Here is a 13,807-nt window from a genome sequence, read left to right on the forward strand (position 1 = left end):
CTCACAGCGTGCTGACACGGACGGTCAGGTCCGGCCGATCGAAGACCTTGGGCAGCAATTCGGTCCCGAGGCCGGGGCCTTCCATCGGCAGCACGAAGCCGTTTTCGATGACGGGCAGATTTGTTACCAGCTCGCTGTACCAGCCGGTATAAAAAGCGCGCACCGACTCCTGGATCATGGTGTTGGTCTGCGAAAAAGAGGAATGAACGGCTGCCGCATAGGCGACAGGCCCGGTGCAATCATGCGGCGCGTAGGGGCGATGATAGGTATCAGCCAGCGCGGCGATCTTGCGGCCTTCGGTCAGACCGCCGGTCCAGACGAGGTCAGTCATGACGATGCCGATCGCACCGGCTTCCAGCATGTCCTTGTAGGGGAAACGGGAACCGAGCGTTTCCGAGGCACAGATCGGCACGCTGGTGGAGGCGGCCAGTTCCGAAAGGGCGGATACCGAATTCATCCTTATCGGGTCCTCGTACCATGTCGGGTCGAAGGCTTCGAGTTCGCGGGCGATCTTCTTGATCGTCGGCAGGTTCCAGAGGCTGTGAAACTCCACCATGATCCGCATACGATCACCCACACGTTTGCGTATCTGCTCGAACGGTAAAAGGGCCACGCGCAGCTGTTCGCTGGTGATGTAACGCCCGTCGTTTTCGATGGCCGCAGGATCGAAGGGCCAGATCTTCATGGCCGAAATGCCCTGCTCCAGCAGGTTTTCGGCAAGCGCGCCCGCATCTGTCATGAAAGCCTTGAGATCTTCATAGGGGCCTTCGGCATCGTCGCGAAAATTCCAGGTATCGACCGGCTTGATCTTGTTGGACCGCACATAACCGTAACCGGCACAGGTGTTGTAGACGGGAATACGATCATGGCAGAGACCGCCCAGCATCTGATGGACCGGCTGGTTGCAGACCTTGCCGAAAATATCCCACAGCGCCAGATCGATCGCCGAAGCCGCGCGATATTCGGCGCCAGTCGAGGCCTGCGCCATCGGCAGATTCACCAGTTCGCGGGAATGAGCCTCAATCCTCATCGGGTCGCGGCCAAGCAGGCGACCGGCGAGCACGTCGTGGATATGAGCCTCGACCGCGCCTGCGCCATAGAATGTCTCACCCAGCCCGATCACCCCGGCATCGGTGTGGATGCGCACCCAAAGCACATTTGAGAATTCCTCGGTCCGCAAAGTTTCGACAGACGTAATCTTCATTAGCTCCTCCGCGCGCCCGGCTCGGTCGCGTCTCCCGATTGACTGACCAGCCTCCCAGCCAGTCTCGATCCGGACAATAATGTTGCTTGTAAAATTTCACAACATGTTTTAAAACAATTCCAGCACAGAGTTTGTAGACCGCGACGGGAGGAGACCGGAGATGGCACGCAAGCAGACGAAGCCCGAACTGGTAACGGACGGCGAAAAGCCGAAGCGCGCGAACCGCGTAAACTTCTTCGACCTAGCCTATGAGCGCATTGAGGAACTGCTGATCAATTGCGAGCTGAAGCCCGGCCGGCAATTGACATTGCAGGAGTTGCAGGACGTGACGGGGTTCGGCCGCACGCCGGTTCATAACGCCGTAAGCCGTCTGGCCGCGGATACGCTGCTGGTCGTGCTGCCCCGCCATGGCCTCAGGGTCGCGCCGATCGATCTGGCGCGTGAGCGCCTTCTGCTGCAGCTGCGCCGGGACATGGAACGCTTCGTCATGCGGCTGGCGGTGGAGCGGGCAAGCCTCTCCCATCGTAATCAGATGCTGCATATCGAACGCGCCCTGCGTGAACGGCGGGAGCAGATCACGCTCAGCGAATTCAACCTGCTCGACCGTCGGATCGACCAGATATTGCTGGCGGCGGCGAACGAACCTTTCCTCGAACATACGCTGCGGCCGCTGCACACGATCTATCGGCGCATCGGCTTCATTCACCACACGGTGACACATGGAAAATCCGACCTGACGCAGACGGTCGACTGCCATCTTTCGGTCTTGAACGCCGTCGCGAACCGCCATCTGGACACGGCACTTGCCGCAACGGACGCATTGGTCGGCTTTGTCGATTCCATGTTCGACGAAATGGAGACGGGCATAGACCCTCGCCTGCTGGATTGCAGCATCGAACCGATTTTCAAGATTTGAAACAGCAGCGCCATTGGATGTCCGACATCCGGCCGCCACGAAGAAAGATTTCTGAAATACATATTTTACAATGACTTATGGCGCTCGGGAGGCGCCACTAAAAAGCTCAGGGAGGAGCATGGATGAGCAATATCGTAAAATCCTTGATTGCGGCCACAATGGCGACGGCGCTTGCATCCTGGGCAGCGCCTGCGCTGGCCAAGGACAAAATCACCTTCGCCGCCGCGGTTTTTGCGGAAGCCGGACGTGGTGACCGGGTCAAGGCCTGGATCCAGAAGTTCAACGAAAGTCAGGACAAGGTCGAAGTTGAACCCATCGCAATTCCGTTTTCCAGCCTCGCCAACACCGTCTTCACCCAGATGGGCGGCGGCGGTGGACCGGACCTCGTGCGCTTCGACCAGACCGATTTCTTCGCTGCTATCCCATCCGGACGCCTGCTGCCGCTCGATGATCTGATCAGCGACAAGGATCACGAATTCCTGGGTCCGGACCGCTTCATGAAGGTAAAGGACGTCCGTTACGGTCTGTTGTTCGACACGACGGGTTATGCGCTGCTGTACAACAAGGACATCCTGCCGGAACCACCGAAGGATTTCGAAAGCTTCCTGGCGGCCGCCAAGGAGAAAACCAAGGACGGCGTGTATGGTTATGCCTACCGCGCCACGATGGCGGAGCGCGCCGGTTTCTGGCAGGATCTCTGCAACTACGTCTTCGGATTTGGCGGTCGCTGGAGCGACAAGGACGGCAAGCTCACGCTCAACAGCCCTGACGTCATCAAGGGCGTCACCGCCTACAAGCAGGTTTATGATGCCGCCGTGACGCCACGCGGCGCGGATGCGGCCACCTATCGCCGCATGTTCTGGGAAGGCAAGATCGCCATGAACGTCGACAATGGCGGCGTGGCGGCAATCTTCAACCAGAATGCCCCGCAGCTCAATTTCGCAGCAGCCCCCTCGCCTTTCCCGGACAAGGCACAGGGCCTCATCATGACCGCGCTCGTGGTCAACGCCAATACGAAGCACAAGGATGCGGCGGGCGCCTTCATAAAATGGGCCTATGCCCCCGAGAACCAGAAAGGCCTTCAAGCCGCGATGGGCACGGGTGTCGGCACCAAGATCGACATGTCTGCCGAAGAGCAGGCGAAGCGGCCATGGCTGAAGGTCTATGAAGGCCAGATGCAGAATGCCCTGCCGCAGCTTGTGATGGGGCATGAGGGCAAGACGCCCGAAATCCAGCAGATCGTGCTCGAGCAGGTGTTGAAGGTGCTTCTCGAAAACGCCGATCCAAAGGACGCCATGGATCGCGCCCAATCGCTGGTGGAGCGACGTGTCCTTCGCTGAGATCAATGCGGAGGCTGCCTGAACAGCCTCCGCAACCACGGCTATTTTCCCATCGAGGTCAGTTATGAAACGTGCCCAGCTCGCAGGAGCAAGGCTCGACGGTCATCCGTTGACTCCTTATCTCTTCGCCGCACCGGTCGGCATCTATCTCCTGCTGTTTCAGTTTTATCCGCTGGTCCAGCAGTTCTTCATGAGCTTCACCGCCACCGACCTGCTGACGCCCAACGTCAACCCGTTCGTCGGCATTGAGAATTATTCGTTCCTGATCGAAGACGGCGAACTGTGGAAGGTGCTGTGGATCACGGCGATCTATACCGTCGCCTGCGTGATCTTTGCGATCGGCACGGGCCTCGGTTCGGCAATGCTGCTCGATTCACCCTTTTTCGGCCGGGGCATTGCCCGGGCGCTGATCACCGTTCCCTGGGCCGCGCCGTCCGTTGCCGTCGCGCTGGTGTTCACCTGGATATTCAATTCGCAATACGGCATTTTCAACCGGGTACTCAGCGGCCTCGGCCTTCCCTTCGGCGGCGAGAACTGGCTGGACGATCCAAACCTCGCCCTTCCAGCCATCCTGCTCACCACCGTCTGGCAGATATTTCCCTTCTCTTCCGTGGTGATCCTCGCGGCCCTGCAGGGCGTACCGCATGAGCTTAAAGAGGCTGCCGTCATCGACGGTGCGGACCGGCTCAACATCTTCAAGACCGCCACATGGCCGACCATCCAGCCGACCGTGCTGATGCTGACGCTGTTCGTCACCATCTGGTCGCTGCGCCGCTTCGACCTCATCTGGCTGATGACGCAGGGCGGCCCTATCGGCGCGACCAACACGCTCGTCATCGAGCTTTATCGCCAGGGTTTCGTCTATCGCGACCTCGGATCGGCGGCCTCCATCGGCATGATCGGCCTGTCGATCGCGCTTCTGGTCACCGTCATCTATTTCAAGGTCACCCGGATGACTGAACAGGCACAGGGGAAGCGTTGATGAACACCACAAGCAACGCCCATTACATCCGTATCCTTGCCGTCCTCTTCATGCTCGGCTTTGCGGCTTTTCCGATCTACTGGATGTTCGTCACCTCCATGACGCCGTCGTCGGAACTCTTCGCGCCCTTTCCGCGGCTCGTACCGGACTGGTCGCAGCTAGGAATCTATCTCGAGGTCTTCGATACCATTCCAGTGACGACGTGGCTGAAGAACAGCTTTCTGGTCGCAGCCGGAACCACCGTTCTCAGCATCCTGCTTGCCGTCCTGCCGGCATACGCACTTTCCCGCTTCCGTTTTGCGGGACTTGCCGTACTGGGCTTTGCATTGTTCGCAACGCAGATGCTGCCGGAAGCCATGCTTGTCGTGCCGCTCTATTCGATATTCGGCGACCTCAACCTGCTCAACACGATTCCCGGCCTGGTGCTGGCAAATACCGCTTTCGTGGTGCCCGTCATCACCTGGATCATCAAGGGCGCGATCGACGGCATTCCGATCGAGATCGAAGAGGCTGCAAGGGTCGATGGCTGCTCGCGTCTCGATATTGTGCTCGGCATCATCATTCCACTGATTGCGCCGACGCTCGCTGCCGCCGCCGTCATCTCCTTCTTCCACGGCTGGAACGAATATGTCTTCGCGCAGACCCTGATCAGCAGTGAAAGCCTCAGGACGGCTTCCGTCGGGCTCGCCAGTTTTGTCGGCGAACTCTCCACGCCCATCCATTCCGTCATGGCAGTGGGGGTGATCTACACCCTGCCCGCCATCGTCTTTTACCTCTTTGCCCAACGCTATGTGGTCGCCGGAATGACCGCCGGCAGCGTCAAAGGCTGACAGGAAAACCAGATGTCCGCTATTGAACTCAACAATATCTCAAAGAAATTCGGCGCGAAGGAAGTCATTCGCGACATCAATGTCTCGATCGAAGAGGGAGATTTCCTCGTCCTTCTCGGTCCTTCTGGCTGTGGTAAATCCACACTTCTGCGTATGCTCGCAGGCCTTGAAAGCATTTCCGGCGGGGAAATCCTGATCGGCGGCAGGCGGGTCGATCAATTGCCGCCCGGTGAGCGCGATATCGCCTTCGTGTTTCAGTCCTACGCGCTTTACCCGCATCTTTCCGTGCGCAGGAACATGTCCTTCCCGCTGTTGATGCAGCAGTTTCGCTGGTGGCACCACCTGCCGGTCATTGGCGGCATGGCGAAACGCCGGATCGAGAAATCACCTGCAGTTGTCGAAAAGGTAGCCAGGATCGCAAAAATCCTCGGACTGACGGAGATGCTCGACCGTTTTCCGCGCACGCTTTCCGGTGGACAGCGCCAGCGTGTCGCCCTCGGGCGGGCCATGGTGCGGGAACCGGAAGTGTTCCTGATGGACGAGCCGCTCTCCAATCTGGACGCCAAGCTTCGGACCTCCATGCGTTCGGAAATTTCACGGCTGCACCAGGAGATCGGCGGCACTTTCGTTTATGTGACGCACGACCAGGTCGAAGCCATGACCATGGGCACAAAAATCGCCCTGATGCGCGACGGCATCATCCAGCAATTCGGAACGGCACGCGAAATCTATACCGATCCGGCCAATACCTATGTCGCCCGCTTCATCGGCACGCCGCCGATGAACCTGATCGTTGCGGACAGAAAGCCGGACGGCCTCTTCGTCGGTTCAACCCCCATTCGCATAGATGCGCCGAAGTCAGAGACGGCTTCCACCGTGCTGTTGGGCGTCCGGCCGAACGCCCTCTCCCTGACGGCAGAGCCGACCGAGGCTTCCCTGCGGGGCGAGGTCGTGATGGTCGAACATATCGGTGCGGATTCGATCATCGCCGTTCGCCTCAAAGACGGCCGCACGGCGCATGACGAAGACGGCGATATGGATGCGGTGATGGTGACCGTTCCCGGATATTGCACGCTTTCACTGCGGCAGGAGGTTTCGCTGACGATCGATCCCGATCAGGCCATCCTGTTTTCGACCGTGACGGGCGAGCGGATCCGGTCGTGATCGTGACCGGATATGCACCAGCGCAACCATTTTTCAATCTCCAGAAATATCCGCAGCGGGGAGAATAAACATGTCAAAACGGATCGTTTTTCACGGCGAAAATGCCGCTTGTTTCAGCGATGATTTCACAAGCCTCGTGGATGGCGGCGCGGAAATCGCTCTGCTGCCGGATCAGCTCGCCACCGAGGAAGACCGCGACGCCTATCGCAACGCCGATATCATCGTCGGCGTCAAATTTGATGCCTCGCTACCGACGCCTGGGAGACTGACGCTGTTTCATGTGCCCGGCGCCGGATATGACGCAGTCAATCTCGATCTGCTGCCGAAAAGTGCTGTCGTATGCAACTGCTTTGGCCATGATCCCGCGATTGCCGAATATGTGTTTTCAGCCATTCTCAACCGCCATGTTCCGCTGCGGGATGCCGACAACAAATTGCGCGCCGGCCAATGGGCCTACTGGTCCGGTTCGACCGAGCGTCTGCATGACGAAATTTCAGGAAAGACTGTCGGTCTTCTCGGATTCGGTCATATCGGGAAGGCCATTGCCATCCGCGCGAAGGCGTTCGGAATGCAGGTCAGTGTCGCCAATCGCAGCCACGTGGAACCGTCGGATCTGGTCGACCGCTCCTTTACACTGGATCAGCTGAACGAATTCTGGCCGACTGCAGATTTCATCGTCGTCTCCGTACCATTCACGGACACGACACGCGGGATCGTCGATGCGGAGGCTTTCGCAGCGATGAAATCCGGTGCCGTCATCATCAATGTCGGGCGCGGCCCGACCATAGACGAACAGGCGCTCTACGACGCGCTGAGGGGCGGAACGATCGCCGGCGCGGTCATCGATACCTGGTACGCCTATCCGTCCCCCGACGCACCGACGAAACAACCCTCCGCACTGCCATTCAATCAACTCGATAACATCATCATGACGCCGCACATGTCCGGCTGGACCAGCGGAACGGTGCGGCGGCGTCAGCAGACAATCGCGGACAACATCAATCGGCGGCTGAAGGGTCAAGACTGCATCAACGTCGTCCGCACCGCGTCTGAATAGCAGATCACCGCATGGCCGGGAGGAGCCGGCCGGAAACCACAGCTCAATCAACCAGGGAGAGAGTGATGAGCATCTTTCAGTCTTTTAAATCCGTCGCTGCCGCTATCGCGGTTTGTGCCGGTATCTTCACCGGTTTTTCGGCAAATGCACAGAGCGTCGATGACATCGTCAAGCGCGGCTCGGTGAAGATCGGCGTGCTGGTCGGTGCACCGCCATTCGGCTCGGTGGACGCGCAGGGAAATCCGGTCGGGTATGATGCCGATGTCGCAACGCTTGTCGGCAAATATCTCGGCGTACCGGTCACGATGGTCCAGCTGACACCGCCATCGCGCATTCCGGCTCTGGAATCCGGCAAGGTGGACTTCCTTGTCGCGACGCTGGCGCCGACGCCGGAGCGCGCCAAGGCGGTGATGTTCACCAACCCCTACAGCGCCTTCCAGGTGGGGATCTATTCCCACAAGGATACCAGGATTGAAAAGTGGGAAGACCTCAAGGGCATGACTGTCGGGGTCAATCGCGGATCGAGCGTCGAGCGCGAATTCGTCAACCGCGAGAAGGAACTTGGCCTGACGATCCTGCGCTTTGATGATGACGCAACGACCATGCAGGCTCTTTTCTCGGGTCAGGTGCAGGCGATCGCGGGGCCGGATGCGCAGGCCAACGCGGCCATCAAGCTGCGCGGCGATACGACGACAGAAGTGAAATTCTTCTTCTCCATGCAGCCGAACTCGATGACCGTTCGCAAGGATGCCACCGACCTGCATCAGTGGCTGAACAATACGATCTATTACATCAAGCAGAATGGAGAGCTGGACGCGATTGCCCGCAAATGGGTCGGTACGCCCCTGCCCGTTCTCCCGACGTTCTGATCGGACGGCAAAACTCCGGCGCGCCCTTCCACAGGCGCGCCGGAACCGCTTATTCGGGAGGAACCAGCATGAATTTTTCACTTCACTTCGAGGCCGTGTTTGCCGAATCGGATCTGATCTGGCGCGGCATCCTGTTGACGATAGGTCTTTCGGCAACCGCTATCGTCCTCGGCACGATGATCGCCGTGGCGCTGGTCGCCATGCGCAGTCTCGGCAATGGAGCCATCCGCTTCGGTGTCGATTCCTATGTCGAACTGCTCAGGAACACGCCGTTTCTCGTCCAGCTCTTCATGGTCTTTTTCGGACTGCCGCTCGTGGGCTTTCGCATGTCCGGAACACAGGCAGCGCTCTTTGCCATGACGCTCAACCTTTCGGCCTATGCGACGGAGATCATTCGCGCCGGGGTGGAGTCCATACACCGCTCACAGGTCGAGGCGGGCCTGTCGCTTTCGCTCAGCCGCCTTCAGGTGTTTCGTTACGTGGTGATGAAGCCGGCCTTTGCAAAAATATGGCCGGCGCTGTCCAGCCAGTTCGTGCTGATGCTTCTGGCATCGAGCATCTGCTCCTTCATCTCGGTGCCGGAGCTCTCCGGTGCGGCTTCGATCATCGAGCAACGGACGTTTCGAAGCTTTGAAACCTACATCGTCGTCACCATCATCTACCTCCTTCTCGCGCTGGCGCTGAAAATCATCCTCGCATGGTTCGGTCACTGGCTGTTCCGCCGCCGCGTCAAGGTCCTGCCCGCAATGACCGTCAAGGAAGGAATTGCCTGATGTCCTCATTCGGTTGGCCTGAATTTCTTTTCCTGCTTCGTGCGGCTGGCTGGTCCATCGTCCTGACCGCCATCGCCTTCAGCATCGGCTCTATCGCCGGCGGCTTCTTCGCCATCATGCGGCTTTCGCAATACGGATCGGTCCGCAGCGTCGCGGCAGGTTACATCACCATCATCCAATCGATACCGGTGCTGATGATCCTGTTCATGTCCTATTACGGGTTGACGCTGTTCGGGTTCGAAATACCGCCCCTGCTCGCCGCATCGGTGTCCCTGTCGGTCTATGTTTCGGCCTATCTGGCGGAAATCTGGCGCGGCTCCATCCAGGCTGTGCCAAAGCAGCAATGGGAAGCCTCGGCCTCGCTGGCGCTCACGCGTTTCCAGCAATACCGTTACGTCATCCTGCCGCAGGCGCTGCGGCTTTCCCTGCCTCCGACGGTGGGGTTCCTTGTCCAGCTCGTCAAGAACACCTCCATCGTATCGGTGGTGGGCTTCGTGGAACTTTCGCGCGCGGGTCAGCTCGTCAACAATGCGACGTTCAGACCCTTCCAGGTGTTCTTCGTCGTCGCCCTTCTTTATTTCGCGATCTGCTTCCCGCTATCGCGCCTCAGCCGTCATCTCGAAAGGGTTCTCCATGTCGGTCGTAACAATTGATCAGGTGCACAAGCGTTATGGCGCCCTTGAAGTTCTGAAGGGCGTATCGCTGAACGTCGAGGCGGGACAGGTTGTCGCCATCATCGGGCGCAGCGGCTCCGGCAAAAGCACGATGCTGCGCTGCATCAATGGTCTCGAAGAGTTTCAGTCCGGCAATATCACAGCCGCGGGACACAGGGTGGAGCAGGACCAGACCAAGCTCAGACAGCTGCGCAAGGACGTCGGCATCGTCTTTCAGAGCTACAATCTCTTTCCGCATCTGACCGTCGGCGAAAACATCATGCTGTCTCCGAAGATAACGCAGGATGTTGCAAAGGCGGAGGCCGATGCGCTGGCGCGCAAGGTGCTGGCGCAGGTGGGTCTGGCGGAAAAATTCGACGCCTATCCGGACATGCTTTCGGGTGGACAACAGCAGCGCGTGGCCATCGCCCGCTCGCTGGCGATGCGGCCGAAAGTCATGCTGTTCGACGAGGTGACCTCCGCTCTCGATCCCGAACTGACGGGAGAAGTGCTTCTTGTCATGGAACAGCTGGCGCGGGAGGGCATGACGATGTTGCTGGTGACACATGAAATGAGCTTTGCCCGCAGTGTCGCAAACGTGACCGTCTTCATGCATCAGGGCAAGATCTGGGAAATGGGTGCTTCGAAACAGCTGTTCGAACAACCGCAAACGCCCGAGCTGCAGGCTTTCCTGTCCAATGGCGTGAAATAGGCAGTCACCGGCTCAGCGCGCATCAATGCGCACAACAGGAAGCAACGCAGACAATGTCACTCTTCTGCGTTGCTTTGGCTTATCCAGACTGTACGAGGTGGGAGGTGAGTTGCGGGCCGCGCCGGTTTATCGCGACCGATGCGGCCCCGCCCCGATCCAATCCAAATTCCACTACCGGCAGGCGTCGAGGCGGTTGATGGCCTCCACATTCTGCGCCGAAGATCCTCGCGGATCGAAATCCGAAACCAGCCACGCGTCGACGATGGCTTTTGCGAGTTCCGGGCCGATCACGCGCGCTCCCATGGTAATGATCTGGGCATTGTTGGATTTCGCCGCGCGTTCGGCGGAATAGGTATCATGGGTCAAGGCGGCGCGAATTCCCGGCACCTTGTTGGCCGAGATACAGACGCCGATACCGGTTCCGCAAAAAAGCAGGCCGCGGTCGAATTCGCCGGAAAGAATGCTGCCGGCAACGGCTTCGGCGAGATCGGCATAAAACCCGTCCTGGCTTCGATCCACGACCGTCAGTCCTTCCCTGCCGGAGAGATGGGCGAGCACCGCATCCAGCAGGGGTTTTCCGGCGCTATCGGCGCCCGCGACAATTCTCATTTTGAAATCTCCCGTTGGCTGCGCAAGCCTGACCGGCTGCGACCGATATGTTGTGTTTTCACGATTGCAATCTGGCCTGCGCACCTTCGGCAAGGCTGCGCAAAATGAGCGCACAGGAGGTGGCTCCCGCATCGAGAACGCCCAGCGAGCGGTCGCCGAGGCGACTGGCGCGGCCGATCTTCGCAACCAGATTGATGGTTGAGTCCCTGCCGGTTTCGGCCGCAGCCACAAGTGCCAGAGCGGCATCGTGGAACGACGAGCCGGAAGCGATGGCGACGTCGAATGCCGTAACGGCCGGCACCAGCGTATCCATCAGCGTCTTGTCGCCAACCTTCGCGGAACCGATGGAGGCGACGCCTTCAAGGCCCGCATGCAGCATTCCGCTGAAGGAGGCAGCATCGATCGCCTCGGCATTTTCGATTTTCTCGGCGAATTCCGTAAACATGACGCCATAGAGCGGCCCCATCGAACCACCGATTTCCGTCATCAGAACCGTTCCGAGCGTATCCAGCGCCTCAGCCAGCGAGGCGTCCTGCCCGCGCAGCCGGTCTGCCGCCATGCCGAAACCCTTGGCCATGTTCACGCCATGGTCGCCATCACCGATCTTGCCGTCGATCTCGCTGAGATAGGCGCGGTTTTCGATGATCCTCTCAGCCATGGACAGAACGATGTCTCCGGCCTTTGCGTTCTGAAAAGATTGCATGATTTTTCCCCTCACAGCGTAACGGTGCAAACTGCCTCGGCATCGAGCAAAGGCTTCAACTCGTCATCCAGCGCCATCACGGTCAAAGTCGCGCCGACCATCTCGAGAGACGTGAAATAGTTGCCGACATAGGTTTTGTGGATTTTCAGGCCGCGTGCGGAAATCTCAGCCTCAATCGTGTCGTTGAGGATGTAGAGTTCATTGACCGGCGTTGCGCCCAGGCCGGAAACCAGCACCGCCACCTCGCTGCCGGCGGGCAGGTTGTGATCGTCGAGCACGATCTTGCACATGTCCCTTGCCACGTCGGCGGCGGATTTCAGCTTTTCGACGCGAACGCCGGGTTCGCCGTGGTGGCCTATGCCCACTTCCATGGTGCCGGGCGCGATCTCGAAGTTCGGATGGCCGACCGCCGGCAGAGTGCAGGGACCGAGGCCGACACCAATCGAACGGCAATTGTTGATGGCCTTCTGTGCGGTCGCCCGCACCTCCTCCAGCGAAGCGCCGCTTGCCGCCTTGGCGCCGCCGATCTTCCACATGAAGATTTCGCCTGCGACGCCGCGGCGTTTCTCACGCTCCCCGGGTGCGGCGGAGCATACGTCGTCATTGGCGACGACGGTGGCGATCTCGATACCGTCCTTGGCGGCAAGTTTTGTCGCCATTTTCACATTCATGTTGTCGCCGGCATAGTTGCCATAGAGCACGATCACGCCTCTGCCGCCATCAGCCTCGCGGATGGCGTCGTGAAAGCTCTTGGCCGTGGGTGATGAAAACAATTCGCCAACGGCGACGGCATCCAGCATGTTGCGGCCGGTGTAACCGATAAAGGCGGGCTCATGCCCCGAGCCACCACCCGTGACCACCCCAACCTTGCCGGCAACCGGTGCGCCCCTGGCAACGACGACACGTGGATTTTCCGCAAGACGCACGATCTCACGATGGGCCTTGACAAAGCCTTTCACCGTGTCTTCGACCACCTCGTCGGGGTTATTCACAAATCTCTGCATTACTCTCCTCCTTTATGCCGTCTACGCGCCAGCCTTGCCGCTTCTCAGGCCGCTTCTCAGGCGACAGCGGCCGAGCTTGCAGCTCCGCTCCCGGCCAATCCTCTTTTGACCGCATCAAGCGAAGCCGTCAGCGCCTCCTCTATTTCCCAAAGCGATGCGGGGCTGATACGCCTTACCGGCTGGGCATCCGCGCGGCGATGAAGGCGCGCCGGAAACTCGATGCTGATCGGCATCTCCGGCTTTCGCGCAATCTCGCCGAGCAGCTTGCGGCAATCGATATCGCCCTCGCCCACCGGCACGAAAAACCAGCCTTCCGGTGTGCGTTTCACATCCTTGATATGTGCGTGGACCGAGGCGGGCAGTGCTGCCACCGCGTCGTCGGCAAAGTCCTTGAGTTGCGGACGATGGGACGCGGTATTGGCCGCGTCATAATTCAGCCCAAGCCATGGGGAACCGAAACGCTGCGTGAGCGCGATACCCTCCTGCGCGATATTGAAAAGGTTGTCGCTGCCGTCGCCGGGATTTTCCAGCGCGATCACGATGCCGAAGGCCTCGGCACGGCGCAAAAGCACCTCGATATTACGCAGGAACTGTCCTTCGCGCTGCCGGGCCGATGCATTGGTGGCGATGACCCTCGCGCCGATTCCCGCCGCAAAAGCCATTCTGCCGGTGAAAATTTCAACGGAATTGTCCAGTCCGAGATCGATATGCGACGACATGGCGTGGCAACCAAGCCCGGCATCGCTCAGCGAGCGGCGCCATGATGCCATTTCAGCCGGCAGGAAGGCGCTTTCGTCGAAGGGTTCGGTGTAACCGACGATAAAGGCAGGCTCCACATGGCAAAAACCGACTTTGGCGATGCTCTCCAGCATCTCCTCGCGCCCATAGCCGTCATATGGCGCGCCGGACGCCGATATGATGCGATCTTTCATGCAATCCTCCCTTGAGCCGCAGCTGAAGGGACGATGCCGATCACGCTGCAACCTCATTA

At 59.3% G+C, this 13,807-nt stretch carries 15 protein-coding genes; 10 read left to right on the top strand and 5 right to left on the bottom strand.

All coding sequences use genetic code 11. The features are described from left to right. Nucleotide 1: 1 nt before the first annotated feature. Nucleotides 2–1,204 (bottom strand): mandelate racemase/muconate lactonizing enzyme family protein, encoded by a 1,203-nt coding sequence (locus QD336_RS02005; RefSeq protein ID WP_499169087.1) that lies wholly within the window; start codon nt 1,202–1,204, stop codon nt 2–4. Between the two features lie 160 nt (nt 1,205–1,364). Here QD336_RS02005 and QD336_RS02010 point away from each other — a divergent pair, with 160 nt between their 5' ends. The 10 genes from QD336_RS02010 (at nt 1,365) to QD336_RS02055 (ending at nt 10,500) form a co-directional block, all read left to right on the top strand. Continuing rightward, a complete protein-coding gene (locus tag QD336_RS02010; protein WP_173986836.1) occupies nt 1,365–2,120 on the top strand; it encodes a GntR family transcriptional regulator in 756 nt (251 codons plus the stop codon). A gap of 122 nt (nt 2,121–2,242) precedes the next feature. Continuing rightward, nucleotides 2,243–3,460: an ABC transporter substrate-binding protein gene (locus QD336_RS02015; protein ID WP_269343556.1), complete on the top strand. Its 1,218-nt coding sequence runs from the start codon at nt 2,243–2,245 to the stop codon at nt 3,458–3,460. A 64-nt stretch (nt 3,461–3,524) separates the two neighbouring features. Then, nucleotides 3,525–4,442, top strand: a complete 918-nt coding sequence (locus tag QD336_RS02020; protein ID WP_499169088.1) for a carbohydrate ABC transporter permease — start codon at nt 3,525–3,527, stop codon at nt 4,440–4,442. Then, complete coding sequence (locus QD336_RS02025; RefSeq protein WP_499169089.1) at nt 4,442–5,272, top strand: carbohydrate ABC transporter permease; 831 nt, start codon at nt 4,442–4,444, stop codon at nt 5,270–5,272. Before QD336_RS02020 ends, QD336_RS02025 begins: the two co-directional genes overlap by 1 nt. Nucleotides 5,273–5,284: 12 nt before the next feature. Then, nucleotides 5,285–6,436 (top strand): ABC transporter ATP-binding protein, encoded by a 1,152-nt coding sequence (locus tag QD336_RS02030; RefSeq protein ID WP_269343561.1) that lies wholly within the window; start codon nt 5,285–5,287, stop codon nt 6,434–6,436. Between the two features lie 70 nt (nt 6,437–6,506). Further along, the gene (locus QD336_RS02035) at nt 6,507–7,493 is read left to right on the top strand and encodes a 2-hydroxyacid dehydrogenase (RefSeq protein WP_499169090.1); all 987 of its coding nucleotides are present in this window, start codon (nt 6,507–6,509) and stop codon (nt 7,491–7,493) included. A 65-nt stretch (nt 7,494–7,558) separates the two neighbouring features. Further along, nucleotides 7,559–8,362 (top strand): transporter substrate-binding domain-containing protein, encoded by an 804-nt coding sequence (locus QD336_RS02040; protein WP_499169091.1) that lies wholly within the window; start codon nt 7,559–7,561, stop codon nt 8,360–8,362. Between the two features lie 68 nt (nt 8,363–8,430). Beyond that, nucleotides 8,431–9,135 (top strand): amino acid ABC transporter permease, encoded by a 705-nt coding sequence (locus QD336_RS02045; protein WP_499169093.1) that lies wholly within the window; start codon nt 8,431–8,433, stop codon nt 9,133–9,135. Then, nucleotides 9,135–9,788, top strand: coding sequence for an amino acid ABC transporter permease (locus QD336_RS02050; protein ID WP_499169095.1), 654 nt, complete (start codon nt 9,135–9,137; stop codon nt 9,786–9,788). Before QD336_RS02045 ends, QD336_RS02050 begins: the two co-directional genes overlap by 1 nt. Then, nucleotides 9,769–10,500 (top strand): amino acid ABC transporter ATP-binding protein, encoded by a 732-nt coding sequence (locus QD336_RS02055; RefSeq protein WP_269343570.1) that lies wholly within the window; start codon nt 9,769–9,771, stop codon nt 10,498–10,500. The genes QD336_RS02050 and QD336_RS02055 overlap by 20 nt, the downstream gene beginning before the upstream one ends. A 171-nt stretch (nt 10,501–10,671) precedes the next feature. Here the strand turns inward: QD336_RS02055 and derI are convergent, their stop codons facing one another. From derI to QD336_RS02075, 4 genes are read right to left on the bottom strand one after another with little or no spacing between them, the layout of a single operon-like run. Further along, nucleotides 10,672–11,109 carry a D-erythrulose-4-phosphate isomerase gene (gene derI, locus QD336_RS02060; RefSeq protein WP_499169096.1) on the bottom strand — a complete coding sequence of 146 codons (438 nt, stop codon included), beginning with the start codon at nt 11,107–11,109 and terminating at the stop codon, nt 10,672–10,674. Nucleotides 11,110–11,167: 58 nt separating this feature from the next. Next, a complete protein-coding gene (gene dhaL, locus QD336_RS02065) occupies nt 11,168–11,812 on the bottom strand; it encodes a dihydroxyacetone kinase subunit DhaL (protein WP_269343573.1) in 645 nt (214 codons plus the stop codon). A gap of 11 nt (nt 11,813–11,823) precedes the next feature. Beyond that, a complete protein-coding gene (locus QD336_RS02070; RefSeq protein ID WP_499169098.1) occupies nt 11,824–12,816 on the bottom strand; it encodes a dihydroxyacetone kinase subunit DhaK in 993 nt (330 codons plus the stop codon). Between the two features lie 56 nt (nt 12,817–12,872). Beyond that, on the bottom strand, nt 12,873–13,748 hold the full coding sequence (locus tag QD336_RS02075) for a sugar phosphate isomerase/epimerase family protein (RefSeq protein WP_499169100.1): 876 nt from the start codon (nt 13,746–13,748) through the stop codon (nt 12,873–12,875). Between the last annotated feature and the right edge of the window lie 59 nt (nt 13,749–13,807).

The sequence above is a fragment of the Rhizobium sp. BR 250 genome (assembly GCF_047445855.1).
Lineage (GTDB): Bacteria > Pseudomonadota > Alphaproteobacteria > Rhizobiales > Rhizobiaceae > Agrobacterium > Agrobacterium tumefaciens_I.

Excerpts from the sequence above, each read along its gene's own strand:
- QD336_RS02005 (WP_499169087.1), bottom strand. The coding sequence starts at position 1,204 with ATGAAGATTACGTCTGTCGAAACTTTGCGGACCGAGGAATTCTCAAAT.
- QD336_RS02010 (WP_173986836.1), top strand. The coding sequence starts at position 1,365 with ATGGCACGCAAGCAGACGAAGCCCGAACTGGTAACGGACGGCGAAAAG.
- QD336_RS02015 (WP_269343556.1), top strand. The coding sequence starts at position 2,243 with ATGAGCAATATCGTAAAATCCTTGATTGCGGCCACAATGGCGACGGCG.
- QD336_RS02020 (WP_499169088.1), top strand. The coding sequence starts at position 3,525 with ATGAAACGTGCCCAGCTCGCAGGAGCAAGGCTCGACGGTCATCCGTTG.
- QD336_RS02025 (WP_499169089.1), top strand. The coding sequence starts at position 4,442 with ATGAACACCACAAGCAACGCCCATTACATCCGTATCCTTGCCGTCCTC.
- QD336_RS02030 (WP_269343561.1), top strand. The coding sequence starts at position 5,285 with ATGTCCGCTATTGAACTCAACAATATCTCAAAGAAATTCGGCGCGAAG.
- QD336_RS02035 (WP_499169090.1), top strand. The coding sequence starts at position 6,507 with ATGTCAAAACGGATCGTTTTTCACGGCGAAAATGCCGCTTGTTTCAGC.
- QD336_RS02040 (WP_499169091.1), top strand. The coding sequence starts at position 7,559 with ATGAGCATCTTTCAGTCTTTTAAATCCGTCGCTGCCGCTATCGCGGTT.
- QD336_RS02045 (WP_499169093.1), top strand. The coding sequence starts at position 8,431 with ATGAATTTTTCACTTCACTTCGAGGCCGTGTTTGCCGAATCGGATCTG.
- QD336_RS02050 (WP_499169095.1), top strand. The coding sequence starts at position 9,135 with ATGTCCTCATTCGGTTGGCCTGAATTTCTTTTCCTGCTTCGTGCGGCT.
- QD336_RS02055 (WP_269343570.1), top strand. The coding sequence starts at position 9,769 with ATGTCGGTCGTAACAATTGATCAGGTGCACAAGCGTTATGGCGCCCTT.
- derI (WP_499169096.1), bottom strand. The coding sequence starts at position 11,109 with ATGAGAATTGTCGCGGGCGCCGATAGCGCCGGAAAACCCCTGCTGGAT.
- dhaL (WP_269343573.1), bottom strand. The coding sequence starts at position 11,812 with ATGCAATCTTTTCAGAACGCAAAGGCCGGAGACATCGTTCTGTCCATG.
- QD336_RS02070 (WP_499169098.1), bottom strand. The coding sequence starts at position 12,816 with ATGCAGAGATTTGTGAATAACCCCGACGAGGTGGTCGAAGACACGGTG.
- QD336_RS02075 (WP_499169100.1), bottom strand. The coding sequence starts at position 13,748 with ATGAAAGATCGCATCATATCGGCGTCCGGCGCGCCATATGACGGCTAT.